Below are 22,102 nucleotides of genomic sequence, written 5' to 3' on the forward strand. Positions count from 1 at the left end.
GCCGTTAGCCGATGCCGAGCACCGGCGTCGCCAGGGGAGAGCCGGAGCCGTCGCGGCGGCCGTGCTCCTCGGGAAGCGCGACCTCCTGGCCGGCACCGGAGGTGGCCTTCGCCGGACCCTTGCCGACCCAGGCGATGAGGAGCGTGTCCTCACCCTTGAGGAAGCGGTGGGCGCGCACGCCGCCGGTCGCGCGACCCTTGGCGGGGTACTCCGAGAACGGGGTGATCTTCGCCGCGCCGGGAACCGTGCCGGGAAGCGCGGTGGAGGAACCGGCGACGGTGACCACCACGGCATCGGCCGGGGTCCTCACCACGCCGAAGAACAGCGCCTTCACGTCGTCCTCGACGTTGATGCCCGCCACGCCGCCGCCGGAGCGGCCCTGGGGCCTCACCTTGTCGGCCGCGAAACGCAGCAGCGACGCCTGGTCCGTGACGAAGACGAGCTCGCTCGAGTCGGACGCGGGGGCTGCGCCGATGACGCGGTCGCCATCGTGCAGCGAGATGATCTCCCACGCGTCCTTGTTCGGAGCCGGCTCGGCCTTGACGCGCTTGACGACTCCATCGGCCGTGCCCAGGGCGAGCGGGACGTCGGACGTCAGGGACACGAGAGCGAGAGGCTCCTCGTCCTTGTCGAGCGTGAGGTGCTCCGACAGGGGAGAGCCGCCGCCGAGCGAGGGCGGTTCGCTCGTGGGCGCGAGCGCGGACAGTTCCATCATCGACAGGCGCAGCACGCGGCCCGCCGAAGTGACGACGCCGATGTCCGCACGCGTCGACGTGTGCAGCACCGAGCGCAGGACGTCGTGAGAACTGCGGCGCCCCTCGCGGGCGGGCGCCTCATCGTCCGTGGTGCGCGCGATGAGGCCGGTTGCCGACAGCAGCGCGTAGCAGGGGGTGTCCTCGATCTCGAGGGACGGCGCGGCGGCCTTGCCCGCGCGTCCCGCGACGGCGCCCGGCGCGGACGCTGCGGAGGTGACGGCGCCGGCCTCCGCGAGGAGGATGGTACGGCGCGGTGTGCCGTGCTCGGCGGCCGCGGCGTCCATCTCGGCGCCCACGACGGCGCGCAGCGCGCTGTCCGAGCCGAGGATCTCCTCGAGGGCGGCGATCTCCGCGAGGAGCTGGGCCTTCTCGTTCTCGAGCTCGATGCGCGAGAACTTGGTGAGGCGTCGCAGGCGCAGCTCGAGGATGTACTCGGCCTGGATCTCCGAGAGGTCGAACGCCGTCATGAGTCGCTCGCGCGCCTCGGCCGTGTCCTCGGAGGAACGGATGATCTGGATCACGTCGTCGATGTCGAGGATCGCGATGAGCAGGCCGTCCACGAGGTGGAGGCGGTCGCGGCGTGCGCCTAGGCGGTGCTCGGAGCGTCGGCGCGTGACGTCGAGGCGGTGGCACACCCAGACGGTCAGCATCTCCTTGAGGCCCATGGTCCGCGGCTGGCCCTCGACGAGCGCCACGTTGTTCATCGAGAAGGACTCCTCGAGCGGCGTGAGCTTGTACAGCCGCTCGAGCACAGCATCGGGGTTGAAGCCGTTCTTGATCTCGATCACGAGCCTCAGGCCGTGGTGGCGGTCCGTGAGGTCGGTGACGGCGGTGACGCCCTGGAGCTTCTTCGCCGAGACGGCGTCCTTGATCTTCTCGATGACACGCTCGGGGCCCACGAGGTACGGAAGCTCGGTCACGACGATGCCCTGACGGCGGGCCGTGACCTTCTCGATGCGGGTGGTGGCGCGCGTGATGAACTTGCCGCGGCCTGTCTCGTACGCCTCGCGCACGCCGTCCAGGCCCACGATCTTGCCGCCGCCGGGAAGGTCGGGACCCGGCACGAACCGCATGAGCTCCTCGAGGGAGGCCTTCGGGTTGTCCAGCAGGTGGCGCGCCGCGGAGATGACCTCAATGAGGTTGTGCGGGGCCATGTTGGTCGCCATGCCCACGGCGATGCCCGATGCGCCGTTGACCAGGAGGTTCGGCAGCGCCGCGGGGAGAACCTCGGGCTGCGTGAGCTTGTTGTCGTAGTTGGGGACGCGGTCCACGACGTTCTCGTCGAGGTCGGCAATCATCGCCATCGACGCCTTCGCGAGGCGGGCCTCGGTGTAGCGCGCCGCGGCGGGGCCGTCGTCGAGCGAACCGAAGTTGCCGTGCCCGTCCACCAACGGCAGGCGCAGCGAGAAGGGCTGCGCCATGCGCACCAACGCGTCGTAGATCGCGCTGTCGCCGTGCGGGTGGTACTTACCCATGACCTCGCCGACCACGCGCGACGACTTCACGTGCCCGCGCTCGGGGCGCAGGCCCATGTCGCCCATCGCGTAGATGATGCGACGCTGCACGGGCTTAAGGCCGTCGCGCGCGTCCGGCAGGGCGCGCGAATAGATGACCGAGTACGCGTACTCGAGGAAAGAGGTCTCCATCTCGGCGCTGACGTCGATGTCGACGATCTGGCTCTCGGGCGCGACGGCCATGGGTCTCCTGATCTCACGGTGGGGCGGTGACTGCCGGCCATTGTCTCGCACGCCGCCTACACGCGAGCACAGGGCACGCGGGCCGGTGGTCACACGGGCGCCAAGGTGGAACAATGTCCCGCATGTCTCACACGCTCGACCAGGCCGTTGCCGTCGCCGGGTATTACCCGGCCCTCGCCAGTTCTGTACTGCGCAGAGCCATCGGCGACGAGACGGTGCAGGCGCACTTCGTGCACGCCGAGACCACGTTCGACGACCGTGAGGTGCGTCGCCACATGACGGTGCTCGTCCTCACGGACACGCGCCTGCTGCGCATGCACATCGACGACGGCTCGGGGCACTCCGTCGAGGGCGCGCACGAGGCATCGGCCACCGTGGAGACCGCGATGCTCACCGCCGTCACCCACACCGCGATGACGCACGTGGTGCACCACCCCGAGAACTTCTCGGACGGCGACGCGCCCAGCGAGCTGGTCCTCGCCGTCGGCTGGGGAGTGCACTCGCGCATCGAACTGGAGCCCGCCTCGTGCGGCGACGAGTCCTGCGACGCCGACCACGGCTACACGGGCGGCATCACCGGCGACGACACCCTGGTGCGCGCCTCTGCCATCGCGGACGGCGAGGAGACGGTGCGCGCCCTGGAGGACTTCGCCGACGCCCTCCAGCGGGCGCTCGGCCGGCGCGGGTGAACCTACCCGAGCGCCTGGCGGCCGCCGGGCTCACCCTTCCCGACTACGGGCGCCGTGACCTCGGCGCCGTCCTGTCGGGCGCCTTCGCGGCGGTCGGGGCGGCCGATGCCGTTGTCGGCCGCGACGCTCGCGCCGACCAGGCGAGGCTCGGGCTGGGGGCGCGGTCCCACGTGGTGGTGGTGCTGCTCGACGGCCTCGGCGCGCTGCAGCTCGGCGAGTTCGGCGGCCACGCGCCGTTCCTGCGTTCCATCGCCAGGAAGGGGCTGTCGGCCGGCTACCCGTCGACCACGGCATCGTCCCTCGCGTTCCTCGGCACCGGACGCCCCGCCGGGCAGACCGGTATGGCCGGCTACACCGTCAGGAATCCCCGCACGGGCGGGCTCGCCAACCTCGTGTCGTGGGACGGCGCGTACGACGCCCACGAGTGGCAGCCGTACCCGAGTCTCCTGGAGGCGGCCTCCGCGCAGGGCGTCGCGGTGACCGCGATCGGCAAGGCGCGCTTCGAGGGCTCGGGCCTCACCCAGGCGGCCCTGCGCGGCGGCACCTTCGTGGGCGCCGAGGGACTCGACGCGCGCGTGGACGCAGCGCTCGCAGCGGCCCGCCGGCCCGGCGTCACGTATCTGTACTGGGCCGAGATCGACAAGGCAGGGCACCATCACGGGTGGGGGTCCGATGCCTGGGTCGCCCAACTCGAGGACGCCGACCGCGCGTTGCGGCGCCTCGCAAGCTCGCTGCCGCGCGGTGCCGCCTTGGTTGCCACGGCGGACCACGGCATGGTGAACGTCACGGGTGCCGAGCGCTGGGACGTCGCGGAGGACGCCGCGCTGCGCGAAGGCGTCGCGCTCGTCGCCGGCGAGCCGCGCGCCATGCACCTCCACGTGGAGTCCCCGGCCGCGGCCTCGGACGTCGCCGCGCGCTGGTCGGAGCGGCTGGGGAGTGCCGCGGTCGTCGCCACGCGCGAGGAGGCGCGGGAGCATCGGCTGTTCGGAGTGCTCGACGCGTCGGTCGAGGACCGCATCGGCGACGTCGTGGTGGCCATGGCGGGACGCGCGAGCGTCGTCGACTCGCGCACCCAGACCAAGGCGTCGCTGTCGTTGGTCGGGATGCACGGCTCCCTCACCCCTGCGGAGCTGAGGATCCCCCTGCTCGTCGCGGAGGCGGCGGCGTGAGCGCCGTCGTGTTTGGCGAGGCCTCGGCCGCCGCCCGCATCGTGGTGGTCCCCGGCTGGGGAGGCTCAGGCGAGGCCCATTGGCAGTCGCTGTGGCAGGCCGCCCACCCCGCGGCCTCCCGCACGGCGCCGGCCAGCTGGGACGAGCCTGACCTCGAGGATTGGATCGCCGCCCTCGACCGGGCCGTCGCGGCCGGCCCCGACGCGCCGCTGCTCGTGGCACACAGCCTTGGCACGTATGTCAGCGCTCTATGGATGGCGCTGCACCCCGGACGTGCGCGTGGGGCGCTGCTCGTGGCACCTCCCGACCCCGGGCGTGACGGCGCGGCCGACGCCATCCGTGGGTTCGCGCGTGACTCCTTCGACGCCGTGGGCGAGCCCGCCATCGCGGTGGCCAGCACCGACGACCCCTACGGGACGCTCGATCACGCGCGCTGGTACGCGTCGCAGGTGGGCGCGCCGCTCGAGGTCGCCGGCGCGTACGGGCACATCAACGCGGATTCCGGCCTTGGCGGGTGGCCCCAGGGGCTCGACCTGCTCGAGCGGCTGGCCCTCGCCACCCACGCGTCAGATGAATCCCCTTGACTCGTCTCAGGGTTGAGGCGAACCACACGGATCCATCGGACGGCTTAGTCGTTCTTGGCTCCGAAGACGATCTCGTCCCAGCTGGGCACTGACGAGCGACCCGAGCGACGGCTCGGCTTACGCTCCGGGGCCGATGCCTCGGGCTCGTCTGCGGTCGCGGCGCTGGGTGCGGCCGCCTCGTCGTCACCACGGCGGGCGGATCCCGCGGGGTGACCCATCGAGCCGGCCGGCGGCGAGGAGAATCCCACGTCGGCCTGGCGCTGACGCTGTACCGCGGGGCCGAAGCCCTCGAAGCCGCCGTCGTCGTCGTGGTCGTCGAGGTCATCGGCATCGACGCTGTCACGGGTGCCGCGGCGCGCGTCAAGGTCGTCCAGGAGGAGCTCGGTCTGCGTGGGCTCGGTCTCCAGGGGAGCGGGCATGGCGGGCCGCGCCTGGTCGAGCGGGGCGGCGTCGTCCTTCGCATCGCGCACGGCGCTGAGGTGACGCTTGGGGATCGGCACATCAAGAAGCTCGGTCTCGGTGAGCCAGCGCGACTCGTCGTCGAGCGCGGTCACGGCGCGAGCGGTGTGGTCAAAGGACCACTGGGCGCGCACGTTGCGGCCCTCGACGCGGTAGTCGGCCGCCACCATCCACGGCTCGTCGACCTCGCGCCACGCGTCCCAGCGGACGGCCTCGGGGTCGACGCCGCGACCGGCGAGGCGGTCGGTGACGAGCTCGCCGAGCACAGGGGAGTCGGACTCACGCCCGATGCGCGTGCCGCGGGCGAGGTCGGCGATGTAGGAACGCTCGGCGAGCACGGGGCTCTCGTAGCGCTCAAGCAGGGCCAGCGGCTGCCCGGTCAGTTCGGCGAGCTCGGCGGCGTTGAGGCCCCCGCGGATGCGCTGCTGAATCTCGCGCGGGCTCATGGCGGGGGCGTCGTCGCCGCCGTCATCGGCGGCACGGCGAGGGCGTACTGTCGCGACCGCGCGGCGAAGGTCGTCGGTCAACTCGAGCTCAAACTGCTCGCCCGACTCCCCGGTAAGCACCAGGTGCTCGCCGTCGTCTCCCGGTCGCACGAAGGAAAGTCGCGTCATGCCCTCAGGGTGCCACGCAGGGCAGCCAAAGGTGGCGTGCGCCACGCCCGAGCCCGCAATCGGGCGCGGTGCGGCACCATGGTCGCCATGACCCCTTCCGACTCGCTCCTCGACGTTGCCCGACGCCTCGCCAGCGAGGCGGGTGACCTGATCCGCGAAGGCCGCGCCTCGGCGCAGGTGGCGGCCACCAAATCTTCCAGCGTGGACATCGTCACGCAGATGGACCTCGCGTCCGAGCGGCTGCTGCGCGACCGCCTCGCGCAGTGGCGCCCCGGCGACGGCATCCTGGGCGAGGAGGGTGACGACGTCGAGAGCGAGACCGGCATCACGTGGGTGCTGGACCCTATCGACGGCACCGTCAACTACCTGTACGGCATCCCGCACTACGGGGTATCGGTGGCGGCCGTGAGCGGCGAGCCCACCACGCACGGCTGGACCCTTGAGGCTGGCGCCATCAGCGACGCGACGGGAGTCCTGTGGTCCGCCGCGCGGGGTCAGGGAGCGTTCCGCGACGGCGAGTCGCTGACGCGCGCCGGCGATGCCCCTCCGTTGGAGCGCACCCTGCTGGCCACCGGGTTCCAGTACCTGGCCGAGCGCCGTGAGGCCCAGGGGCGCGTCGCGGCCGCCATGGTGAGCCGCGTGCGAGACATCCGACGCCTCGGCGCCGGCGCCATCGATCTGTGCCACGTGGCGGCCGGCACCGTCGACGCCTACTACGAGCACGGCCTGCAGCCGTGGGACATCGCCGCGGGCGCCTTGATCGCGCGCGAGGCGGGTCTGATGGTCGCGGGGATCGACGGTGGACCGGCGGACGAAAGCGTCCTCATCGCGGCCGCTCCCGAGCGCTGGCACGAGCTGCGGGACGCGCTCGTCGAGGCGGGCGCCGCGCACCTGTGGGACGCGGCGGGCCGGTAGAGTCGCGCTCCGCCGAATTTTGGGGCACAATGCCTGCGCCCGAGGGAACAAATCACCCTCGCGCGGCATTGTGTACACACATGTTGCACACCCGAAGGGAAGAACTGCCTGATGGCAACTGACTACGACGCTCCCCGCAAGACCGACGACGAGATCTCGGCCGATTCGATCGAGGAGCTGAAGGCCCGCCGCAACGACAAGACGTCTGGCGTGGTCGACGAGGACGAGACCGAGGCCGCAGAGGGCTTCGAGCTCCCCGGCGCGGACCTGTCCGGCGAAGAGCTCTCGGTGCGCGTGCTTCCTGCGCAGCAGGACGAGTTCACTTGCATGTCCTGCTTCCTGGTCCACCACCGCAGCCAGCTTGCCGAGCTGCGCGGCGACCAGCCGATCTGCACGGAGTGCGCGGCCTAAGCGGCCGATGACGATGGCCTCCCTCGACGTGCTGGTCTCCACGACCTCGCCCGACGTTCCGCTTCCGCGCTACTCGCATCCCGGCGATGCGGGCGCGGACATCACGACACGCGTGGACGTGGAGATCGCACCGGGGGAGCGCGTCACCGTCCCCACCGGACTTTCCATCGCGCTGCCGGACGGCTTCGCCGCCTTCGTGCACCCGCGATCAGGCCTCGCCGCGAAGCGCGGCCTCACCATCGTGAACGCCCCCGGCACCGTCGACGCCGGGTACAGGGGCGAGATTCAGGTCACGCTCCTCAACACCGATGCGCGCGAGGCGGTGTCGCTGAAGGCAGGCGACCGCATCGCGCAGCTGGTCATCCAGCGCGTCGAGCGCGCCGACTTTGTGCAGGTGGACCGGCTCCCCGGCTCCCACCGCGGCGAGGGCGGGTTCGGCTCCACGGGGGTGACCGATGCCTGAGAACCTTCCCGACGTCCTCGACGGGCTCGAGCGCCTCGACGGGCCATGGAGCCTCGCAGACGCGCCCGCCGACGCGACCTTCATCGACTTCGGCGCGCTGCGCGTGGGAGCCGTCGAGGGCCTGCGCTTCCGCCCCGAATACGACCAGGCCACCCGTACCTGCGGCGCCGTCTCGATCCGTTCGGGCCTGGTCCAGGTTCAGCTGCAGGTGGTCGCGGCCCCTCGCGGCGAGGACCGCTGGACGGCGCTGCGCCCCCAGATGGCCGAGCGGCTTCGCGCCGAGGGTGCCCACGTGAGCGTTGTCGAGGGAGACCTCGGGCCCGAGCTTGCCGTGCTGCGCCCCCACCAGCGCCCCGACGGCACCACCGCCGCCATCCCCATGCGTGTGCAGGGCATCGGCGGCGACCGCTGGATGCTCAAGGTCACGAGCATCGGCCCCACCGTCCACGACGCCGCCACGCGCGCGAAGGTGGACGCACTCGTGTCCCGCTGCGCCGTGGAGCGCGGCTCCGGCCCCGCGGTGGCCGGCTCGGTCCTTGAGCTGACGCCGCCGCCCGGCGCCCCGCGCCCCGGCGCGGAGGGAGGCCGCGCATGAGCGTCGCCCCCACGGCGCAGCGCATCGCCGACGCCGCGGCTCGCGAGGTCGTCACGCTCGCCGGCCGCGTGGTGGCCCTGCAGGTGGAGCCCCACGACGCGGCCCCCCAGCTCACCGCGCGCATCGACGACGGCACCGGCCGCATCGACGCGGTCTTCATGGGTCGGCGCGTGATCCCCGGCATCGAGGCGGGCGTCCAGCTCACCATCGAGGGCCGCATCTCCGACGCCGACGCGCGCCCGCGCATCTACAACCCGCGCTACTGGCTGTCGTGAGCGACGAGCCGCGCGAGACCGGCGACGCCGGCGCCAACACCCCCGCAGCACGCCCCGAGGTCGCCCGCGGACTCGGGCAGGCGCTGAACTCCGAGGAGTTCAACCTCGCCGAGGCGGTCGGCGGCTGGCGTGGCTTCGCCGAGGCCGCAGCGCCCGGCGTGGTGTTCGTCGCGGCGTACCTGATCGACGGGTCGATGCAGGTCCCCGTCATCGCGGCGGTCGTGACCATGCTGATCCTCGTCGCGGTGAGGCTCGTGCAGCGCTCCTCGATCCAGCAGGCGCTCTCCGGCGCGGTGGGCGTCGCCATCGGCGCCATCTGGGCGTGGCGCACTGGCGAGCCCAGCGACTACTTCGTGGGAGGCCTGTGGCTCAACGGCGCGTACCTCGTGGGCCTCGTCATCTCCATGCTCGTACGCTGGCCGGCCGTCGGCATCGTCGCCGGCCTCCTGCGGGGGGAGGGCACCGGGTGGCGCACGCGCCGCGGCGAGATGCGGGCCATGCAAGTGGCGACGGCGATCCTCGTCGCGATGTTCGCGCTGCGCCTCGCGGTGCAGGTGCCGCTCTACCTCAGCGACCAGGTGGCCGCACTCGGCACTGCACGGCTCGCCATGGGCGTGCCGCTGTTCGCGCTTACTCTGTGGGCGGTGTGGATCGTGGTGCGGAGCGCAGCACCGGCGTCAGAGACTCAGGATCCGCCTCAGCCGACACGATGAATAGCAGTTCGTCGTAGGCCTCGAGGGTGTCGGCGGGGCTGGGAGCGATGGTCCTGTCGCCGCGCACGATGCAGGACAGCACGATTTCCTGAGGCCACTCGATCGAGCGCACCGTCGCGCCGACGACGGGGGAGTCCGCCGGCAGCGTGACCTCCATGATCGACGCACCCGACTGGTGGAAGGTGAACACCTTCACCAGGTCGCCCACCGCGACGGCCTCCTCGACCATCGCGGTCATGATGCGCGGGGTGGAGACGGCGACGTCGATTCCCCACTGGGCGTCGTACATCCACTCGTTGCGAGGGTTGTTGACGCGCGCCACGGTGCGCGGCACGCCGAACTCGGTCTTGGCCAGGAACGACACGACGAGGTTCGCCTTGTCGTCGCCGGTCGCGGCCACGACGACGTCCATCGTCTCCGTGCCTGCCTCGCGCAGCGCGGCCATCTCACAGGCGTCGGCGAGCATCCACTCGGCCTCCGCGACCTGGGCGACGCGCATCGCGGCGGGGGAGGCGTCCATGAGCATGACCTCGTGGCCGTGCTCCAGGAGGTCGCGGGCGATGGAGCGGCCCACCGAGCCGGCGCCGGCGATCAGAACCTTCACTTCGCTCCTCCGGGGACGCGGGACACGGTGCGCTCGGCGTGGGCACGCGCGGCATCGGGGATGGCGAACCACAGCTCGTCATCCACCTGGACGGTCGTGGTGGGCTCGGGCAGCACTGCGGTGCCGAAGCGCACGAGGTAGGCGACGCGCGTCTGCGTGGCCTTCTCGAGCGCGGCAACGGTGGTGCCGATCCACGCGTCGTGCAGGGCGAGCCTGCGCACCGCGATGCCCGCCGTCTCGTCCGTGTAGCCCTCGTCGGCGCCGCCGGGAAGCAGGCGCGACAGGATCTGCGAGCTGGTCCACGGCACGGGGGCGACGGTGGGGATGCCGAGACGTCGGTAGACCTCGGCGCGGCCGGGGTCGGCGATGCGGGCCACCACGTTGTCGACGCCGTAGGTCTCGCGCACGACGCGCGCGGCGAGGATGTTCGAGTTGTCGCCGGAGGACACGGCGGCGAACGCGTAAGCGTCCTCGACTCCGGCGGAGACGAGGGTCTCGCGGTCGAATCCGATGCCCGTGATGCGTTGACCCTGGAAATCGGCGGGGAGGCGGCGGAACGCGTCTCCGACCCGGTCGATCACTGCCACGGAGTGGCCCCGGGACTCGAACTGCCCCGCGAGCGCCGCGCCGGTACGGCCGCAGCCCATGATGACGATGTGCACGAGACCCCACGCTATACCCACCGGCCCCTAGGATGGTGCGACGTGCGAGGTCTATGGGAACGGCTGAGGCGCCTGGTGTTCGGCGTGCCGGTGGCCACCGATGCCGCGACGCCGGTGACGCTGCGGAGCCGGCTCGCCCTGCCGGTGTTCGGTGCGGGCGTGTTGTCCGCCGTGGCGTACGCGCCCGATGCCGTGGTCGACGCGCTCCGACGCGGAAGCCAGCAGGGCGCCATCCCCTTCATGGCGCTGGGCGTCGTGGCGATCATGCTGCTGCTCGCGCTCGCCTACCGCTCCAACGTTCACGCCCGCCCCGACGCGCTGGGTGACTACGGCCTGGTGCGTGACGTGCTGGGCCGCAACGCCGGCGTCGTCACGGGCGCCGCCGTGCTGGTCGACTACCTCTTCACCGTTGCCGTCTCGGTCGCCGCGATCACGCAGCTGGTCGCCTTCGTCATCCCCGCCTGGCAGGACTGGGACGTGCTCGTGGGGGTCGTGCTGCTGGGGCTCATCACCCTCGTCGCGCTACGCGCGGTTCACGAGCGCGCCCGCGTCCTTCTGTTCGTGTGGTTCGGCTTCCTCGTCGTCGTGGTCTTCATGCTCGCGTTCGGCCTCGCCCGCCAGCACACCGTGGGCGACCCCATCGCGGCGAACGCGCCGGAGACCTGGTCCATCTGGTTCTCCTACGCGGGCGCCATCGCCTCGGGCGCCGTCATGGTGACCGGCATCGAGCACCTGGCGTCCTCGGCCCCCAACCACGCGAAGCCGCGCGCCAAGCGCGCGGGGCGCACGCTCGTCATCGCGGTCGCTGCATCGGCCGTCGCCTTCTTCGCCGTCGCCTACCTGTCCTGGCTGTACAGGATCACCGGCTGGTCCAAGGGGCCCATCCTGCTGCAGGTCGCGCAGGAGGTGTTCGACAACGCCGCCGTGGTGTGGATCATCGCGATCCTCGCCGGAGCCATCCTCTACGTGGCCGTCATGGCAGTGTTCCGTCGCTTCTCCAACCTGGGCGCCTACCTCGCCCGCGACGCCTACCTGCCGCGCCAGCTCTCGCAGCGCAACGACCGGCTCGTGCTGCGCGGCGGCATCCTGACCATCGCGTCGCTGTCGGCAGTCGTCGTGGTCCTGGCAGGCGCCGAGGTGGAGACGCTCATCCACATGTACGTGGTGGGCGTCTTCGCCGCGATCGTGATGAGCCAGATCGCGATGGTGCGCTGGACCTCCGCGCGCCTGGGACTCACCACCGTCAGCGGCCAGCGCGCCCGCCTGCAGGTCCGGCGCGCCCTCCACGTGGTCGCGGCCGTCGTGGCCGGCGTCGTGTGGATCGTGGTCGCGGTCTTCAACTTCGTCAACGGTGCGTGGATAGCCCTCGTCCTTATCGGCGTCCTGATCGTCGGCATGCACGCCGTCAACAAGCACTACGCGGCGGTGCGTGCCGACGTGCGGTTGGGCAAGAAGGACCTCGACGTGGCGCTGCCCAGCGCGACCCACGGCGTGGTCCTCGTCAACCAGCTGCACCGTCCCGCGATGCGGGCGCTGGCGTATGCCAAGGCGGCCAGGCACTCGTCGCTGGAGGCCGTCGCGGTGCAGACCGACCGCGACTCGTCCCTCGAGCTTCAACGCATGTGGGGTCGCATCGACTCCGGCGTGCCGCTCGTCATCCTCGACTCGCCCTACCGCGACCTCGTGGCTCCCGCGCTCGAGCACGTCGAGCGCATTCACCGTGCGAACCCCCGCGAGGTGGTCGTCGTCTACGTGCCCGAGTACATCGTGGGCCGCTGGTGGGAGCGTTTCCTGCACAACCGCGCGACCACCCGCCTGCGCCAGCAGCTGCTGGGCCTCAAGGGCGTCGTGGTCGCCGCCGTGCCGTGGCACCTGGAATCCGCCAGGGAGGCCGCCGCGGTCGAGGAGGCCCCCGTGCCAGGAGAACAGCTGCCATGACCGAGATTGAACTGACCGTCGGCGCCCCCGCCCACGGGGGCCACTGCGTCGCCCGCCACGAGGGCCGTGTGGTGTTCGTGCGGCACGCTCTTCCCGGGGAGCGGGTCCTCGCCCGTGTCACCGAGGGCGGCGACGACGCACGCATGTGGCGGGCCGATGCCGTCGAGATTCTCGAGGCCTCGCCCGACCGCGTGCCGAGCGCCTGGCCCGAGGCCGGCGCCGGCGGCATCGGCGGGGGAGAGCTCGCCCACGTGGCGCTTCCCGCGCAGCGTGAGTGGAAGCTCGCGGTGCTGCGCGAGGCGTTCGAACGGTTTGCGGGCCGCGCCTTCGACGGCGCCGTGGCGCCGGCTCCGGGGGACGAGGCGGCTGGCGGGCTGCGCTACCGCACCCGCGTCACGGCGACGGCCGATGCCGAGGGTAGGGCGGGCATGCACCGTCACCGGGGTGACGGCGTCGCCGCGCTGACGTCGATGCCCCTCGCGGTCGCCGAGGTCGAGGAGGCGCTGCTGGGCCAGCGGTTCCCTGCCGGCGCGCGCATCGGCGTTGCCCAGGGTTCCGACGGCACCGTGCGCGTCACCGTGAATGGTGACCCGTGGCGCGCGGGAAGGGTCGACGCGAGGCCGAACGCCCCGCGCACCCTGCGCGAGAGCGTCACCGTGAGGGAGCGCACCTGGGAGTACAAGGTGGACGCCGACGGCTTCTGGCAGGTGCACCGCGCGGCCCCCGCGGTCCTCGTGGGCGAGGTCCTCGGCCGGGTGGGGGACGCCGCACGCGTCGCCGACCTCTACGCCGGCGCCGGCCTCTTCACGCTCCCGCTCGCCGACTCGGGACGCGAGGTCGTCTCCGTCGAGGCGCACCGCGGCGCCTCCCGCGCCGCACGGCGCAACCTTCACCACCACCCCTCGGCGAGCATCGTCCCCGGCGACGTGCGCCGCACGCTTGCCGGCGGCATCGGCCACCTTGACGCGATCGTGCTTGACCCGCCTCGCTCGGGTGCCGGGCGAGCCACGCTCGACGCCGTCGCCGCGACCGGCGCCCCGCGGCTGGTGTACGTCGCGTGCGACCCGGTGGCACTCGCGCGCGACACCGCCCTGCTCGACGAGCGCGGGTACGACCTGGTGGATGCCGAGGCTCACGACCTGTTCCCGATGACGCACCACGTGGAGACCGTCGCGACCTTTACCTCTCGTTGACCGGACCAAGGGTCAACCGTGTCCGTCATGGCCGATAGGATGGTCGCCGGACGATAACCACGGGAGGTTACTGCATGAGCGAGAACACGCTGGGATCCAAGGCCACGCTGGACGTGGACGGAAAGTCCTACGAGATCTACCGGCTCGGGGCAGTCCCCGGGCTGGAGAAGCTTCCCTTCTCGCTCAAGGTCCTCGCGGAGGCGTTGCTGCGCACCGAGGACGGCGCCAACATCACCGCCGAGCACGTGAACGCCCTGGCGACGTGGGACCCGCAGGCCGACCCCGACACCGAGATCCAGTTCACCCCCGCGCGCGTGGTGATGCAGGACTTCACCGGCGTCCCCTGCGTCGTCGACCTCGCCACCATGCGTGAGGCCGTCGCCGAGCTGGGCGGCGACCCGTCGGTCATCAACCCGCTCGCCCCCGCCGAGATGGTCATCGACCACTCCGTCGTCATCGACGTGTTCGGCCGCAAGGACGCGCTCGAGCGCAACACCGACCTCGAGTACGAGCGCAACCGTGAGCGCTACCAGTTCCTGCGCTGGGGCCAGACCGCCTTCGACAACTTCAAGGTGGTGCCCCCGGGCACCGGCATCGTGCACCAGGTCAACCTCGAGTACCTTGCTCGCGGCGTCATGACCAAGGACGCGGACGGCGTCACGCAGGCGTACCCCGACTCGTGCGTCGGCACCGACTCGCACACCACCATGATCAACGGCCTTGGCGTGCTCGGCTGGGGCGTGGGCGGCATCGAGGCCGAGGCGGCCATGCTGGGCCAGCCCGTGTCGATGCTGATCCCTCGCGTGGTCGGCTTCAAGCTCACCGGCGCGATCCCCGCCGGCGCCACCGCGACCGACGTGGTGCTCACCATCACGCAGATGCTGCGCGAGCACGGCGTGGTCGGCAAGTTCGTCGAGTTCTACGGCGAGGGTGTGGGCGCGGTGCCGCTTGCCAACCGCGCCACCATCGGCAACATGTCGCCCGAGTTCGGCTCGACGGCCGCGATCTTCCCGATCGACGGCGTCACCATCGACTACCTGAAGCTCACCGGTCGCTCCGAGGACCAGGTCAAGCTGGTCGAGGCGTACTGCAAGGAACAGGGAATGTGGCACGACCCCTCGGCTGAGGGCTACGTGGAGCCGGTGTTCTCCGAGTACCTCGAGCTTGACCTGTCGACGGTCGTTCCCTCGATCGCCGGGCCTAAGCGTCCGCAGGACCGCATCGAGCTGACCGACGCGAAGGCGTCCTTCGGCAAGTCGATCCTCAACTACGCGGAGCACGAGGAGCTCACCGGGCTCGACGAGTCCGTGGAGGAGACCTTCCCCGCGTCCGACCCGATCGCCGCCGAGGCCCACGCGGAGGACGCCCCTGCGCCCCGCGAGTCGAGCGCCGACATCAGCAAGCGCCGCCCACACAAGCACGTGCCGCTGACGCTCGCCGACGGCACCGAGACCGCCATCGACCACGGCGCCGTCGTCATCGCGTCGATCACGTCGTGCACCAACACGTCGAACCCCTCGGTGATGCTCGCCGCGGCGCTGCTGGCGCGCAACGCGAACCAGCGCGGCCTCAACGTCAAGCCCTGGGTGAAGACGTCGATGGCCCCCGGATCGCAGGTCGTCACCGACTACTACGAGAAGGCCGGCCTGTGGCCCGACCTCGAGGCGCTCGGCTACCACCTGGTGGGCTACGGCTGCACCACGTGCATCGGCAACTCGGGCCCGCTTCCCGAGGAGGTCTCGCAGGCCGTCAACGACAACGACCTCGCGGTCGTCTCGGTCCTGTCGGGTAACCGCAACTTCGAGGGCCGCATCAACCCCGACGTGAAGATGAACTACCTCGCGTCGCCCCCGCTCGTCATCGCGTACGCGCTGGCCGGCACCATGGACCACGACTTCGAGACCGACCCGCTGGGCCAGGACACCGATGGCAACGACGTGTTCCTTCGCGACATCTGGCCCTCCGCTGCCGAGGTCGAGGAGATCGTCGGCTCGTCGATCACCGAGGACATGTTCGCCAAGGACTATGCGGACGTGTTCGCGGGCGACGCTCGCTGGCAGCAGCTGCCCACGCCCGACGGCAAGACCTTCGAGTGGTCCGATGACTCGACCTACGTGCGCAAGCCCCCGTACTTCGAGGGCATGGGCGCCGAGCCCGAGCCCGTCGAGGACATCGCGGGGGCTCGCGCCCTTGCGCTGCTCGGCGACTCGGTCACGACCGACCACATCTCGCCGGCCGGCGCGATCAAGCCCGACAGTCCCGCCGGCGTGTACCTCGCCGAGCACGGCGTGGAGCGCCGCGACTTCAACTCCTACGGGTCGCGTCGCGGCAACCACGAGGTGATGATCCGTGGCACGTTCGCGAACATCCGCCTGAAGAACCTGCTGCTTGACGGCGTCGAGGGCGGCTTCACCTTCAACTTCATCAAGGGCGAGCAGGACACGATCTACGACGCCGCGCAGGACTACGCGGCCGCTGGCACGCCCCTCGTGGTCCTCGGTGGCAAGGAGTACGGCTCCGGCTCGTCGCGTGACTGGGCAGCCAAGGGCACGCGCCTGCTGGGCGTGCGCGCCGTGATCACCGAGTCCTTCGAGCGTATTCACCGCTCGAACCTCATCGGCATGGGCGTCCTGCCGCTGCAGTTCCCCGCGGGCGAGTCCGCCGCGTCGCTGGGCCTGGACGGCACGGAGACCTTCGACATCGAGGGCGTCGCGTCCTTCTCCGAGGGCAAGCACCCCAAGACGCTGCCCGTGAAGGCCACCAAGGGTGACGGCACCGTCGTCGAGTTCGACGCGGTGGTGCGTGTCGACACGCCCGGTGAGGCCGACTACTTCCGCAACGGCGGCATCCTGCAGTACGTGCTGCGGTCGCTCGTGACCGCCTGACGACACCGCCACGGCAACCCGCGCCGGTCCCGCCTCACGGCGGGGCCGGCGCGTCGTCGTGTGGTCCCCGTGACCACGTACAGTGGACCGACACCTGAGGAATGGAGGACTGCGTGCTGGAGCGCATCGAGTCGCCGCGTGATCTGGACGGATTGACGCGGGACGAGCTCGCCGGGCTGGCGCAGGAGATCCGCGACTACCTCGTCTCGTCGGTCTCGCTGACCGGCGGTCACCTGGGGCCCAACCTCGGCGTCGTCGAACTCACCCTTGGCCTACACCGCGTGTTTGATTCACCGCGCGACAGCCTCGTGTTCGACACCGGGCACCAGTCCTACGTGCACAAGCTGCTCACCGGCAGGCGCGACTTCTCGCAATTGCGCACCAGGGGAGGGCTCGCGGGCTACCCGCAGCGCTCCGAGTCCGAGCACGACATCGTCGAGAACTCGCACGCCTCTACAGCCGTGTCGTGGGCGGCGGGCATCGCGCGCGGCTACACGCTGCGCGGCGAGGACGACCGCACCGCGGTGGCAGTGATTGGCGACGGGGCGCTCACGGGCGGCATGGCCTGGGAGGCCCTGAACTCCGTCGCGGCCTCCCACGACCGCGTCGTGATCGTGGTCAACGACAACGGCCGCTCCTACGCGCCGACCATCGGCGGCCTCGCCCGCCGCCTCGACGGCATCCGCACGGACCCGCGCTACGAGCAGTTCCTCGGCTGGGGCAAGCGCAATTTCCAGGGCCGCGGCTGGGCCCGCAACTTCACCTACCAGACGCTTATGCATGGCAAGCGGGCGGTCAAGGGCCTCATCACCGAGCCCGGAATGTTCGAGGACCTGGGACTCAAGTACGTGGGCCCCGTCGACGGCCACGACCTCACGCAGGTCGAGGCTGCGCTGTCGCACGCCAAGGCGTATGGCGGCCCCGTCATCGTCCACGTGCTGACCGAGAAGGGCCGCGGCTACACGCCAGCGGAGGAGGACGTCGCCGACCGCTTCCACGCCGTGGGAGTCATCCACCCCGAGACCGGACTGCCCGTCAAGCAGTCCAGGTTCGGCTGGACCAAGGTGTTCGCACAGGAGATCCTCGACGTCGCCCGCGAGCGTGACGACGTGGTGGCGCTCACCGCCGCGATGCTCGCGCCCGTGGGGCTGCAGCCCATGGCCGACGAGTTCCCCGACCGCGTCATCGACGTCGGCATCGCGGAGCAGCACGCCGTGACGTCGGCCGCCGGCCTCGCGTTCGCGGGGCTGCACCCCGTGTTCGCCGTCTACGCCACCTTCCTCAACCGCGCGTTCGACCAGGTGCTCATGGACGTCGCGCTCCACGGCGCCGGCGTGACCTTCATGCTCGATCGCGCCGGGATCACCGGCGACGACGGCCCCAGCCACAACGGCATGTGGGACATGGCGCTCCTGCGACACGTGCCGGGGCTGCGCATCGCGGCCCCCCGTGACGCGTCGACGCTGCGTCGCGCCTTCCGCGAGGCCATCGACGTCGACGACGCCCCCACCGTGGTGCGCTACCCCAAGGGGCCCGTCGGCGACGACCTCCCCGCGCTGCGCTCCGTGGGCGACCTTGACGTGCTCGCCGAGCACGGCTCGTCTCCGCGCGTGGTGGTCCTGGGGCTCGGATCCATGGCGCCCACCGCCATCGACACCGCCGCCAAGATCGCCGCGGAGGGAATCGACGTCGTCGCGGCCACAGCCACCTGGGTGCACCCTGTGCCCGACGGTCTCGATGCCCTCATGGGCGATGCCGAGCTGATCGTCACGGTCGAGGACGGCCTCGTGGACGCCGGCGTGGGACAGGAGTGGGCCGACTACGCCCGCGTGCTCGGCCACCCCGCGACATGGAGCCACCACGGCGTGCCCCGCGAGTTCCTCAGCCACGCCTCGCGCGCGCAGATCGTCGAGCAGGTGGGGCTCGAGTCGTCGGCGATCGCCGACACCGTCATCGCCGCCCTCGACTGACCCGCCTCACCGTCCTCGGCCTCACTTCGAACCAGATCGGGCCCCGACACTCCGGTGGGCGACCGCTGCGAGGCGGTGGCTCCGGCGTGTCGAGGCCCTGAGTGGTGCGTATGTCGGAGAGGTTAGGCGGGGTCCGCTGTGGCCGCGTCGGTGGCCGATGCCTCGGCGGCCTCGACGAAGGCCTCCGCGAGCATCGGCGCGGTGAGGTCGATCTGCCACTGGCGAGCGTCCCGCGAGGCGAGCAGCGCGCGGATCTCGTCCTCGCCGCCACCGCGGTGCTCCCAGCAGGCCCGGCGCATCGCGTCGGGCTGCAGCACGTTCTCGATAGGCATGCCGATGCGCTCCGCGAGCTCGGCCATGCGCGGCTTGGCGGCCTCGAGGCGCGCGGCAGCCTCGGGACGCTTGTCCTTCCACATGCGCGGCTGCGGCGGACCGTCTCCGCGCGGGCCGCGCTTGGCGGGAAGCTTGGAGTCCGGCAGGCGCAGGGCCTTCTCGATCACCGGGTACCACCGCGGTGCCGCGCGCTTGGTGCCGCGGGACTGCCACTCGCGCACCTGCAGGAGCGCGGCAAGCGACGTGGGCTTGGCCTGAGCGGCGGCGACGATCGCCGCGTCACGCAGAATCCGCCCGGGGGAGGTGTCGCGCTGCTGGGCCACCCTGTCGCGCTCCTCCCACAGCGCGCGAACGACGGCGAGCCCGCGCTGGTCGCGAAGCTGGTGGGACCCGGAGGTGCGTCGCCAGGGGTCGACGCGCGGGGGCGGCGGGGGAGCCAGGCGGACCGCCTCGAACTCCTGGCGAGCCCACTCGAGCTTCCCTGCTTCCTCGAGGTGGCCGAGCATGGCCTCGCGCAGCTCGAGCAGGACCTCCACGTCGAGCGCGGCGTACACCAGCCAGTCGTGAGGCAGCGGTCGGGTCGACCAGTCCTGGGCCGAGTGCTCCTTGGCGAGCGCGAGCCCCAGCTCGCGCTCCACGACGGCGGCGAGGCCCACCTTGGGCCAGCCCAGCAGCCGCGCCGCGAGTTCCGTGTCGAAGACCGATGCGGGGGACAGGCCGAGGTCGTGCATGCCGGGAAGGTCCTGGCTCGCGGCGTGGAAGACCCACTCGGCGTCGCCGAAGGCGTCGTTCAGAACCGACAGGTCGGGAAGCGCCGCGGTGTCGACGAGGGCGATGCCCGCCCCGGCGCGCTTGAACTGCGCGAGGTAGGTCGCCTGGCCGTAGCGGAAACCCGAGGCGCGTTCGGCATCGGCCGCGATGGGGCCGGTACCGGCGGCGAAGGCGGCGGCCATCCGGCGCAGGCCGTCCTCCGTCGCGATCACCTGCGGCACGCCGTCGGCGGGCTCGGTGAGGGGGACGGCGGCCGGAGCCTCGTCCTCGAGGGGGGCGTCGCTCATGCGTGGCGTCCCGGCAGCATCGTTACTCCTTCAGGAAGGGGAGGCACGCCCGCGCAGGTGGCGAGCAGGTCGGTCCACGCCTGCACGTGCGGCTCCATATCGTTGTCCAGCGGGGTCCAGGACACCCGCAGCTCGACGTGCACCTCGTCGGGACGCTCCGCGAGCTCGCCGTAGGAGGAGTTCGTCACCTTCGTGACCGTTCCTCCCCGCGCGCGATGCGGCACCCCGTCGAGGGACTCCTCGAGCCATGACCAGGCCACGTCGGCCCACATCTCGTCGGCCCCCACCTCGGGCTCCACCTGCGCCTTTACGAGCGCCACCACGCGGTAGCGCCCGTCCCAGGCGTCGTGGCCGTCCGGATCGTGCAGGAGGACAAAGCGGCCGCTCGCGTGGGCATCGTCCCCGTGAAGCTCGCCGCTGATCGCGACGGCATAGGGGGCGAGGCGACCGGGCGCCGGCGCCTCGGCGAGGACCACGTCCGAGCGGGTGCGCGCGGACGCGAGCGACGTGAGCGCCGCACGGAAGTCCGGTGGCGCCTGCGCGAAGTCCTGGGCCATACCGTCGAGAGTAGGGGCGCTCGCCCGCGCCCCACGGTTCGCCACGCGACGCGGGGCCACTAGGCTGGAGCGCGGTACCGACCTCTATCCCCGAAAATTCAAAGGACGGACACATGGCGCAGGCCCAGATCGGTGTGACAGGACTCGCGGTGATGGGGCGCAACCTCGCCCGCAACTTCGCTCGCAACGGCTTCACGGTGGCGGTGCACAACCGCTCTCCCCAGAAGATGCACTCGCTCATCGAGGAGCACGGCTCCGAGGGCGAGTTCATCGGCTGCGAGACCCTCGAGGACTTCGTCGACGCGCTGGCGAAGCCCCGCACCGTCGTGATCATGGTGCAGGCCGGAGGCCCCACCGACGCTGTTATCGACGCGCTCACGCCGCTGCTGGAGGAGGGCGACATCATCGTCGACGCCGGCAACGCCCACTTCCCCGACACGCGCCGCCGCGAGGCCGCGCTCAAGGAGAAGGGCCTGCACTTTGTGGGCGCCGGTGTCTCCGGCGGTGAGGAGGGCGCCCTGCTGGGCCCCTCGATCATGCCCGGCGGCCCCGCGGAGTCGTACGCGACGCTTGGCCCCATCCTCGAGAAGATCGCCGCCAAGGCGGAGGACGGCACCCCGTGCTGCGTGCACGTGGGCCCTGACGGCGCCGGCCACTTCGTCAAGATGGTGCACAACGGCATCGAGTACGCCGACATGCAGCTCATCGGCGAGGCCTACCACCTGCTGCGCGCCGGCCTGAACCTCACGCCCGCCGAGATCGGCGACATCTTCGCCGAGTGGAACACGGGTGACCTCGACTCGTTCCTCATCGACGTCACCGCGAACGTCCTGAAGCAGGTCGACGCGAAGACCGGCAAGCCGCTCGTCGACGTGATCGTCGACGAGGCGGGCCAGAAGGGCACCGGTCGCTGGACCGTGCAGTCCGCGCTCGACCTCGGTGCCCCCGTGACCGGCATCGCCGAGGCGACGTTTGCCCGCGCGATCTCCTCGCAGACCGCCCAGCGCGAGGCCGCCCGCGGCGTCCTCGCCGGCAACGCTGGCGACTTCCACATCAAGGACCGCAAGGGCTTCATCGAGGACGTGCGCCTCGCGCTGTACGCGTCCAAGGTGGTCGCCTACGCACAGGGCTTCGACCAGATCCAGGCCGCCTCGGAGGAGTACGGCTGGGGAATCAAGCGCGGCGACATGGCGAAGATCTGGCGCGAGGGCTGCATCATCCGCGCCCGCTTCCTCGACCGCATCACCGAGGCCTACGAGCGCAACGACTCGCTCGCGTCGCTGCTGGTGGACGACTACTTCGCCGGTGCCGTCGCCAACGGCGTCTCGGCATGGCGCCGGGTGGTGTCGCAGGCAGCGCTGGCGGGCGTCCCCGCTCCCGCGTTCTCGTCGTCGCTGTCGTACTACGACTCGCTGCGCGCCGAGCGCCTTCCCGCCGCCCTCATCCAGGGTCAGCGCGACTTCTTCGGCGCTCACACCTACAAGCGCGTCGACGCCGAGGGCACGTTCCACACCCTCTGGGGCGGCGACCGCTCCGAGGTGGAGGCGTAAGCCTTCGATCGCT

Annotated in this window: 20 protein-coding genes; 14 read left to right on the plus strand and 6 right to left on the minus strand. The window is 71.4% G+C overall.

Features of this window, described 5'->3' with window-relative positions; translation table 11 throughout:
- Positions 1–4: 4 nt before the first annotated feature.
- On the minus strand, positions 5–2,452 hold the full coding sequence (locus B7K26_RS06850) for a DNA topoisomerase (ATP-hydrolyzing) subunit A (RefSeq protein WP_084078173.1): 2,448 nt from the start codon (positions 2,450–2,452) through the stop codon (positions 5–7).
- A gap of 122 nt (positions 2,453–2,574) precedes the next feature.
- On the opposite strand from B7K26_RS06850, the gene B7K26_RS06855 reads away from it, so the two are divergent.
- The 3 genes from B7K26_RS06855 to B7K26_RS06865 are packed head-to-tail and all read left to right on the plus strand — an operon-like array spanning position 2,575 to position 4,894.
- Positions 2,575–3,141, plus strand: coding sequence for a DUF5998 family protein (locus B7K26_RS06855; RefSeq protein WP_234998727.1), 567 nt, complete (start codon positions 2,575–2,577; stop codon positions 3,139–3,141).
- Entirely contained in the window at positions 3,138–4,310 is a 1,173-nt protein-coding gene (locus B7K26_RS06860) for an alkaline phosphatase family protein (protein ID WP_084078175.1), read from the plus strand. Before B7K26_RS06855 ends, B7K26_RS06860 begins: the two co-directional genes overlap by 4 nt.
- Positions 4,307–4,894: an alpha/beta hydrolase gene (locus tag B7K26_RS06865; protein ID WP_234998728.1), complete on the plus strand. Its 588-nt coding sequence runs from the start codon at positions 4,307–4,309 to the stop codon at positions 4,892–4,894. The genes B7K26_RS06860 and B7K26_RS06865 overlap by 4 nt, the downstream gene beginning before the upstream one ends.
- 44 nt (positions 4,895–4,938) lie before the next feature.
- Here B7K26_RS06865 and sepH read toward each other — a convergent pair whose 3' ends face one another.
- Entirely contained in the window at positions 4,939–5,967 is a 1,029-nt protein-coding gene (gene sepH, locus B7K26_RS06870) for a septation protein SepH (RefSeq protein WP_084078176.1), read from the minus strand.
- Positions 5,968–6,054: 87 nt separating this feature from the next.
- Between sepH and B7K26_RS06875 the strand changes: the two genes are divergently transcribed.
- The 6 genes from B7K26_RS06875 (at position 6,055) to B7K26_RS06900 (ending at position 9,339) form a co-directional block, all read left to right on the plus strand.
- Positions 6,055–6,882 (plus strand): inositol monophosphatase family protein, encoded by an 828-nt coding sequence (locus B7K26_RS06875; RefSeq protein WP_084078177.1) that lies wholly within the window; start codon positions 6,055–6,057, stop codon positions 6,880–6,882.
- A gap of 111 nt (positions 6,883–6,993) precedes the next feature.
- Complete coding sequence (locus B7K26_RS06880; RefSeq protein ID WP_084078178.1) at positions 6,994–7,293, plus strand: DUF4193 domain-containing protein; 300 nt, start codon at positions 6,994–6,996, stop codon at positions 7,291–7,293.
- A 7-nt stretch (positions 7,294–7,300) separates the two neighbouring features.
- Positions 7,301–7,756, plus strand: a complete 456-nt coding sequence (gene dut, locus B7K26_RS06885; protein WP_084078179.1) for a dUTP diphosphatase — start codon at positions 7,301–7,303, stop codon at positions 7,754–7,756.
- A complete protein-coding gene (locus tag B7K26_RS06890) occupies positions 7,749–8,351 on the plus strand; it encodes a DUF3710 domain-containing protein (protein WP_084078180.1) in 603 nt (200 codons plus the stop codon). Before dut ends, B7K26_RS06890 begins: the two co-directional genes overlap by 8 nt.
- Positions 8,348–8,626 (plus strand): OB-fold nucleic acid binding domain-containing protein, encoded by a 279-nt coding sequence (locus tag B7K26_RS06895; RefSeq protein ID WP_084078181.1) that lies wholly within the window; start codon positions 8,348–8,350, stop codon positions 8,624–8,626. Before B7K26_RS06890 ends, B7K26_RS06895 begins: the two co-directional genes overlap by 4 nt.
- Complete coding sequence (locus B7K26_RS06900) at positions 8,623–9,339, plus strand: DUF3159 domain-containing protein (protein WP_084078182.1); 717 nt, start codon at positions 8,623–8,625, stop codon at positions 9,337–9,339. The genes B7K26_RS06895 and B7K26_RS06900 overlap by 4 nt, the downstream gene beginning before the upstream one ends.
- Here B7K26_RS06900 and B7K26_RS06905 read toward each other — a convergent pair.
- Together B7K26_RS06905 and B7K26_RS06910 are read right to left on the minus strand one after the other, a co-directional pair.
- On the minus strand, positions 9,257–9,943 hold the full coding sequence (locus B7K26_RS06905) for a TrkA family potassium uptake protein (protein WP_084078183.1): 687 nt from the start codon (positions 9,941–9,943) through the stop codon (positions 9,257–9,259). The two genes, B7K26_RS06900 and B7K26_RS06905, sit on opposite strands and share 83 nt — an antisense overlap.
- Positions 9,940–10,605 (minus strand): TrkA family potassium uptake protein, encoded by a 666-nt coding sequence (locus tag B7K26_RS06910; protein ID WP_234998729.1) that lies wholly within the window; start codon positions 10,603–10,605, stop codon positions 9,940–9,942. The genes B7K26_RS06905 and B7K26_RS06910 overlap by 4 nt, the downstream gene beginning before the upstream one ends.
- 42 nt (positions 10,606–10,647) lie before the next feature.
- Here B7K26_RS06910 and B7K26_RS06915 point away from each other — a divergent pair, with 42 nt between their 5' ends.
- The 4 genes from B7K26_RS06915 (at position 10,648) to dxs (ending at position 18,591) form a co-directional block, all read left to right on the plus strand.
- A complete protein-coding gene (locus B7K26_RS06915; RefSeq protein ID WP_143340557.1) occupies positions 10,648–12,543 on the plus strand; it encodes an APC family permease in 1,896 nt (631 codons plus the stop codon).
- Positions 12,540–13,736: a class I SAM-dependent RNA methyltransferase gene (locus B7K26_RS06920; protein ID WP_084078185.1), complete on the plus strand. Its 1,197-nt coding sequence runs from the start codon at positions 12,540–12,542 to the stop codon at positions 13,734–13,736. The genes B7K26_RS06915 and B7K26_RS06920 overlap by 4 nt, the downstream gene beginning before the upstream one ends.
- A 74-nt stretch (positions 13,737–13,810) precedes the next feature.
- Positions 13,811–16,621 carry an aconitate hydratase AcnA gene (acnA, locus tag B7K26_RS06925; RefSeq protein WP_084078186.1) on the plus strand — a complete coding sequence of 937 codons (2,811 nt, stop codon included), beginning with the start codon at positions 13,811–13,813 and terminating at the stop codon, positions 16,619–16,621.
- A 101-nt stretch (positions 16,622–16,722) separates the two neighbouring features.
- Positions 16,723–18,591 carry a 1-deoxy-D-xylulose-5-phosphate synthase gene (gene dxs, locus B7K26_RS06930; protein ID WP_084078187.1) on the plus strand — a complete coding sequence of 623 codons (1,869 nt, stop codon included), beginning with the start codon at positions 16,723–16,725 and terminating at the stop codon, positions 18,589–18,591.
- A gap of 122 nt (positions 18,592–18,713) precedes the next feature.
- Here the strand turns inward: dxs and B7K26_RS06935 are convergent, their stop codons facing one another.
- On the minus strand, positions 18,714–19,982 hold the full coding sequence (locus tag B7K26_RS06935; protein WP_084078188.1) for an HRDC domain-containing protein: 1,269 nt from the start codon (positions 19,980–19,982) through the stop codon (positions 18,714–18,716).
- On the minus strand, positions 19,979–20,539 hold the full coding sequence (locus B7K26_RS06940; RefSeq protein WP_084078189.1) for a DUF3000 domain-containing protein: 561 nt from the start codon (positions 20,537–20,539) through the stop codon (positions 19,979–19,981). The genes B7K26_RS06935 and B7K26_RS06940 overlap by 4 nt, the downstream gene beginning before the upstream one ends.
- Before the next feature lie 113 nt (positions 20,540–20,652).
- Between B7K26_RS06940 and gndA the strand changes: the two genes are divergently transcribed.
- Positions 20,653–22,089 carry an NADP-dependent phosphogluconate dehydrogenase gene (gene gndA / locus B7K26_RS06945; RefSeq protein WP_084078190.1) on the plus strand — a complete coding sequence of 479 codons (1,437 nt, stop codon included), beginning with the start codon at positions 20,653–20,655 and terminating at the stop codon, positions 22,087–22,089.
- Positions 22,090–22,102: the final 13 nt, after the last annotated feature.

This window comes from Demequina sp. NBRC 110057, assembly GCF_002090175.1.
Taxonomy (GTDB): Bacteria; Actinomycetota; Actinomycetes; order Actinomycetales; family Demequinaceae; genus Demequina.

What these genes read in the sequence shown, in the direction of transcription:
- sepH (WP_084078176.1), bottom strand. Translation starts at nt 5,967, where the DNA reads ATGACGCGACTTTCCTTCGTGCGACCGGGAGACGACGGCGAGCACCTG.
- dxs (WP_084078187.1), top strand. Translation starts at nt 16,723, where the DNA reads ATGGAGGACTGCGTGCTGGAGCGCATCGAGTCGCCGCGTGATCTGGAC.
- dut (WP_084078179.1), top strand. Translation starts at nt 7,301, where the DNA reads ATGACGATGGCCTCCCTCGACGTGCTGGTCTCCACGACCTCGCCCGAC.
- B7K26_RS06855 (WP_234998727.1), top strand. Translation starts at nt 2,575, where the DNA reads ATGTCTCACACGCTCGACCAGGCCGTTGCCGTCGCCGGGTATTACCCG.
- B7K26_RS06850 (WP_084078173.1), bottom strand. Translation starts at nt 2,452, where the DNA reads ATGGCCGTCGCGCCCGAGAGCCAGATCGTCGACATCGACGTCAGCGCC.
- B7K26_RS06875 (WP_084078177.1), top strand. Translation starts at nt 6,055, where the DNA reads ATGACCCCTTCCGACTCGCTCCTCGACGTTGCCCGACGCCTCGCCAGC.
- gndA (WP_084078190.1), top strand. Translation starts at nt 20,653, where the DNA reads ATGGCGCAGGCCCAGATCGGTGTGACAGGACTCGCGGTGATGGGGCGC.
- B7K26_RS06920 (WP_084078185.1), top strand. Translation starts at nt 12,540, where the DNA reads ATGACCGAGATTGAACTGACCGTCGGCGCCCCCGCCCACGGGGGCCAC.
- B7K26_RS06880 (WP_084078178.1), top strand. Translation starts at nt 6,994, where the DNA reads ATGGCAACTGACTACGACGCTCCCCGCAAGACCGACGACGAGATCTCG.
- B7K26_RS06940 (WP_084078189.1), bottom strand. Translation starts at nt 20,539, where the DNA reads ATGGCCCAGGACTTCGCGCAGGCGCCACCGGACTTCCGTGCGGCGCTC.
- B7K26_RS06895 (WP_084078181.1), top strand. Translation starts at nt 8,348, where the DNA reads ATGAGCGTCGCCCCCACGGCGCAGCGCATCGCCGACGCCGCGGCTCGC.
- acnA (WP_084078186.1), top strand. Translation starts at nt 13,811, where the DNA reads ATGAGCGAGAACACGCTGGGATCCAAGGCCACGCTGGACGTGGACGGA.
- B7K26_RS06935 (WP_084078188.1), bottom strand. Translation starts at nt 19,982, where the DNA reads ATGAGCGACGCCCCCCTCGAGGACGAGGCTCCGGCCGCCGTCCCCCTC.
- B7K26_RS06890 (WP_084078180.1), top strand. Translation starts at nt 7,749, where the DNA reads ATGCCTGAGAACCTTCCCGACGTCCTCGACGGGCTCGAGCGCCTCGAC.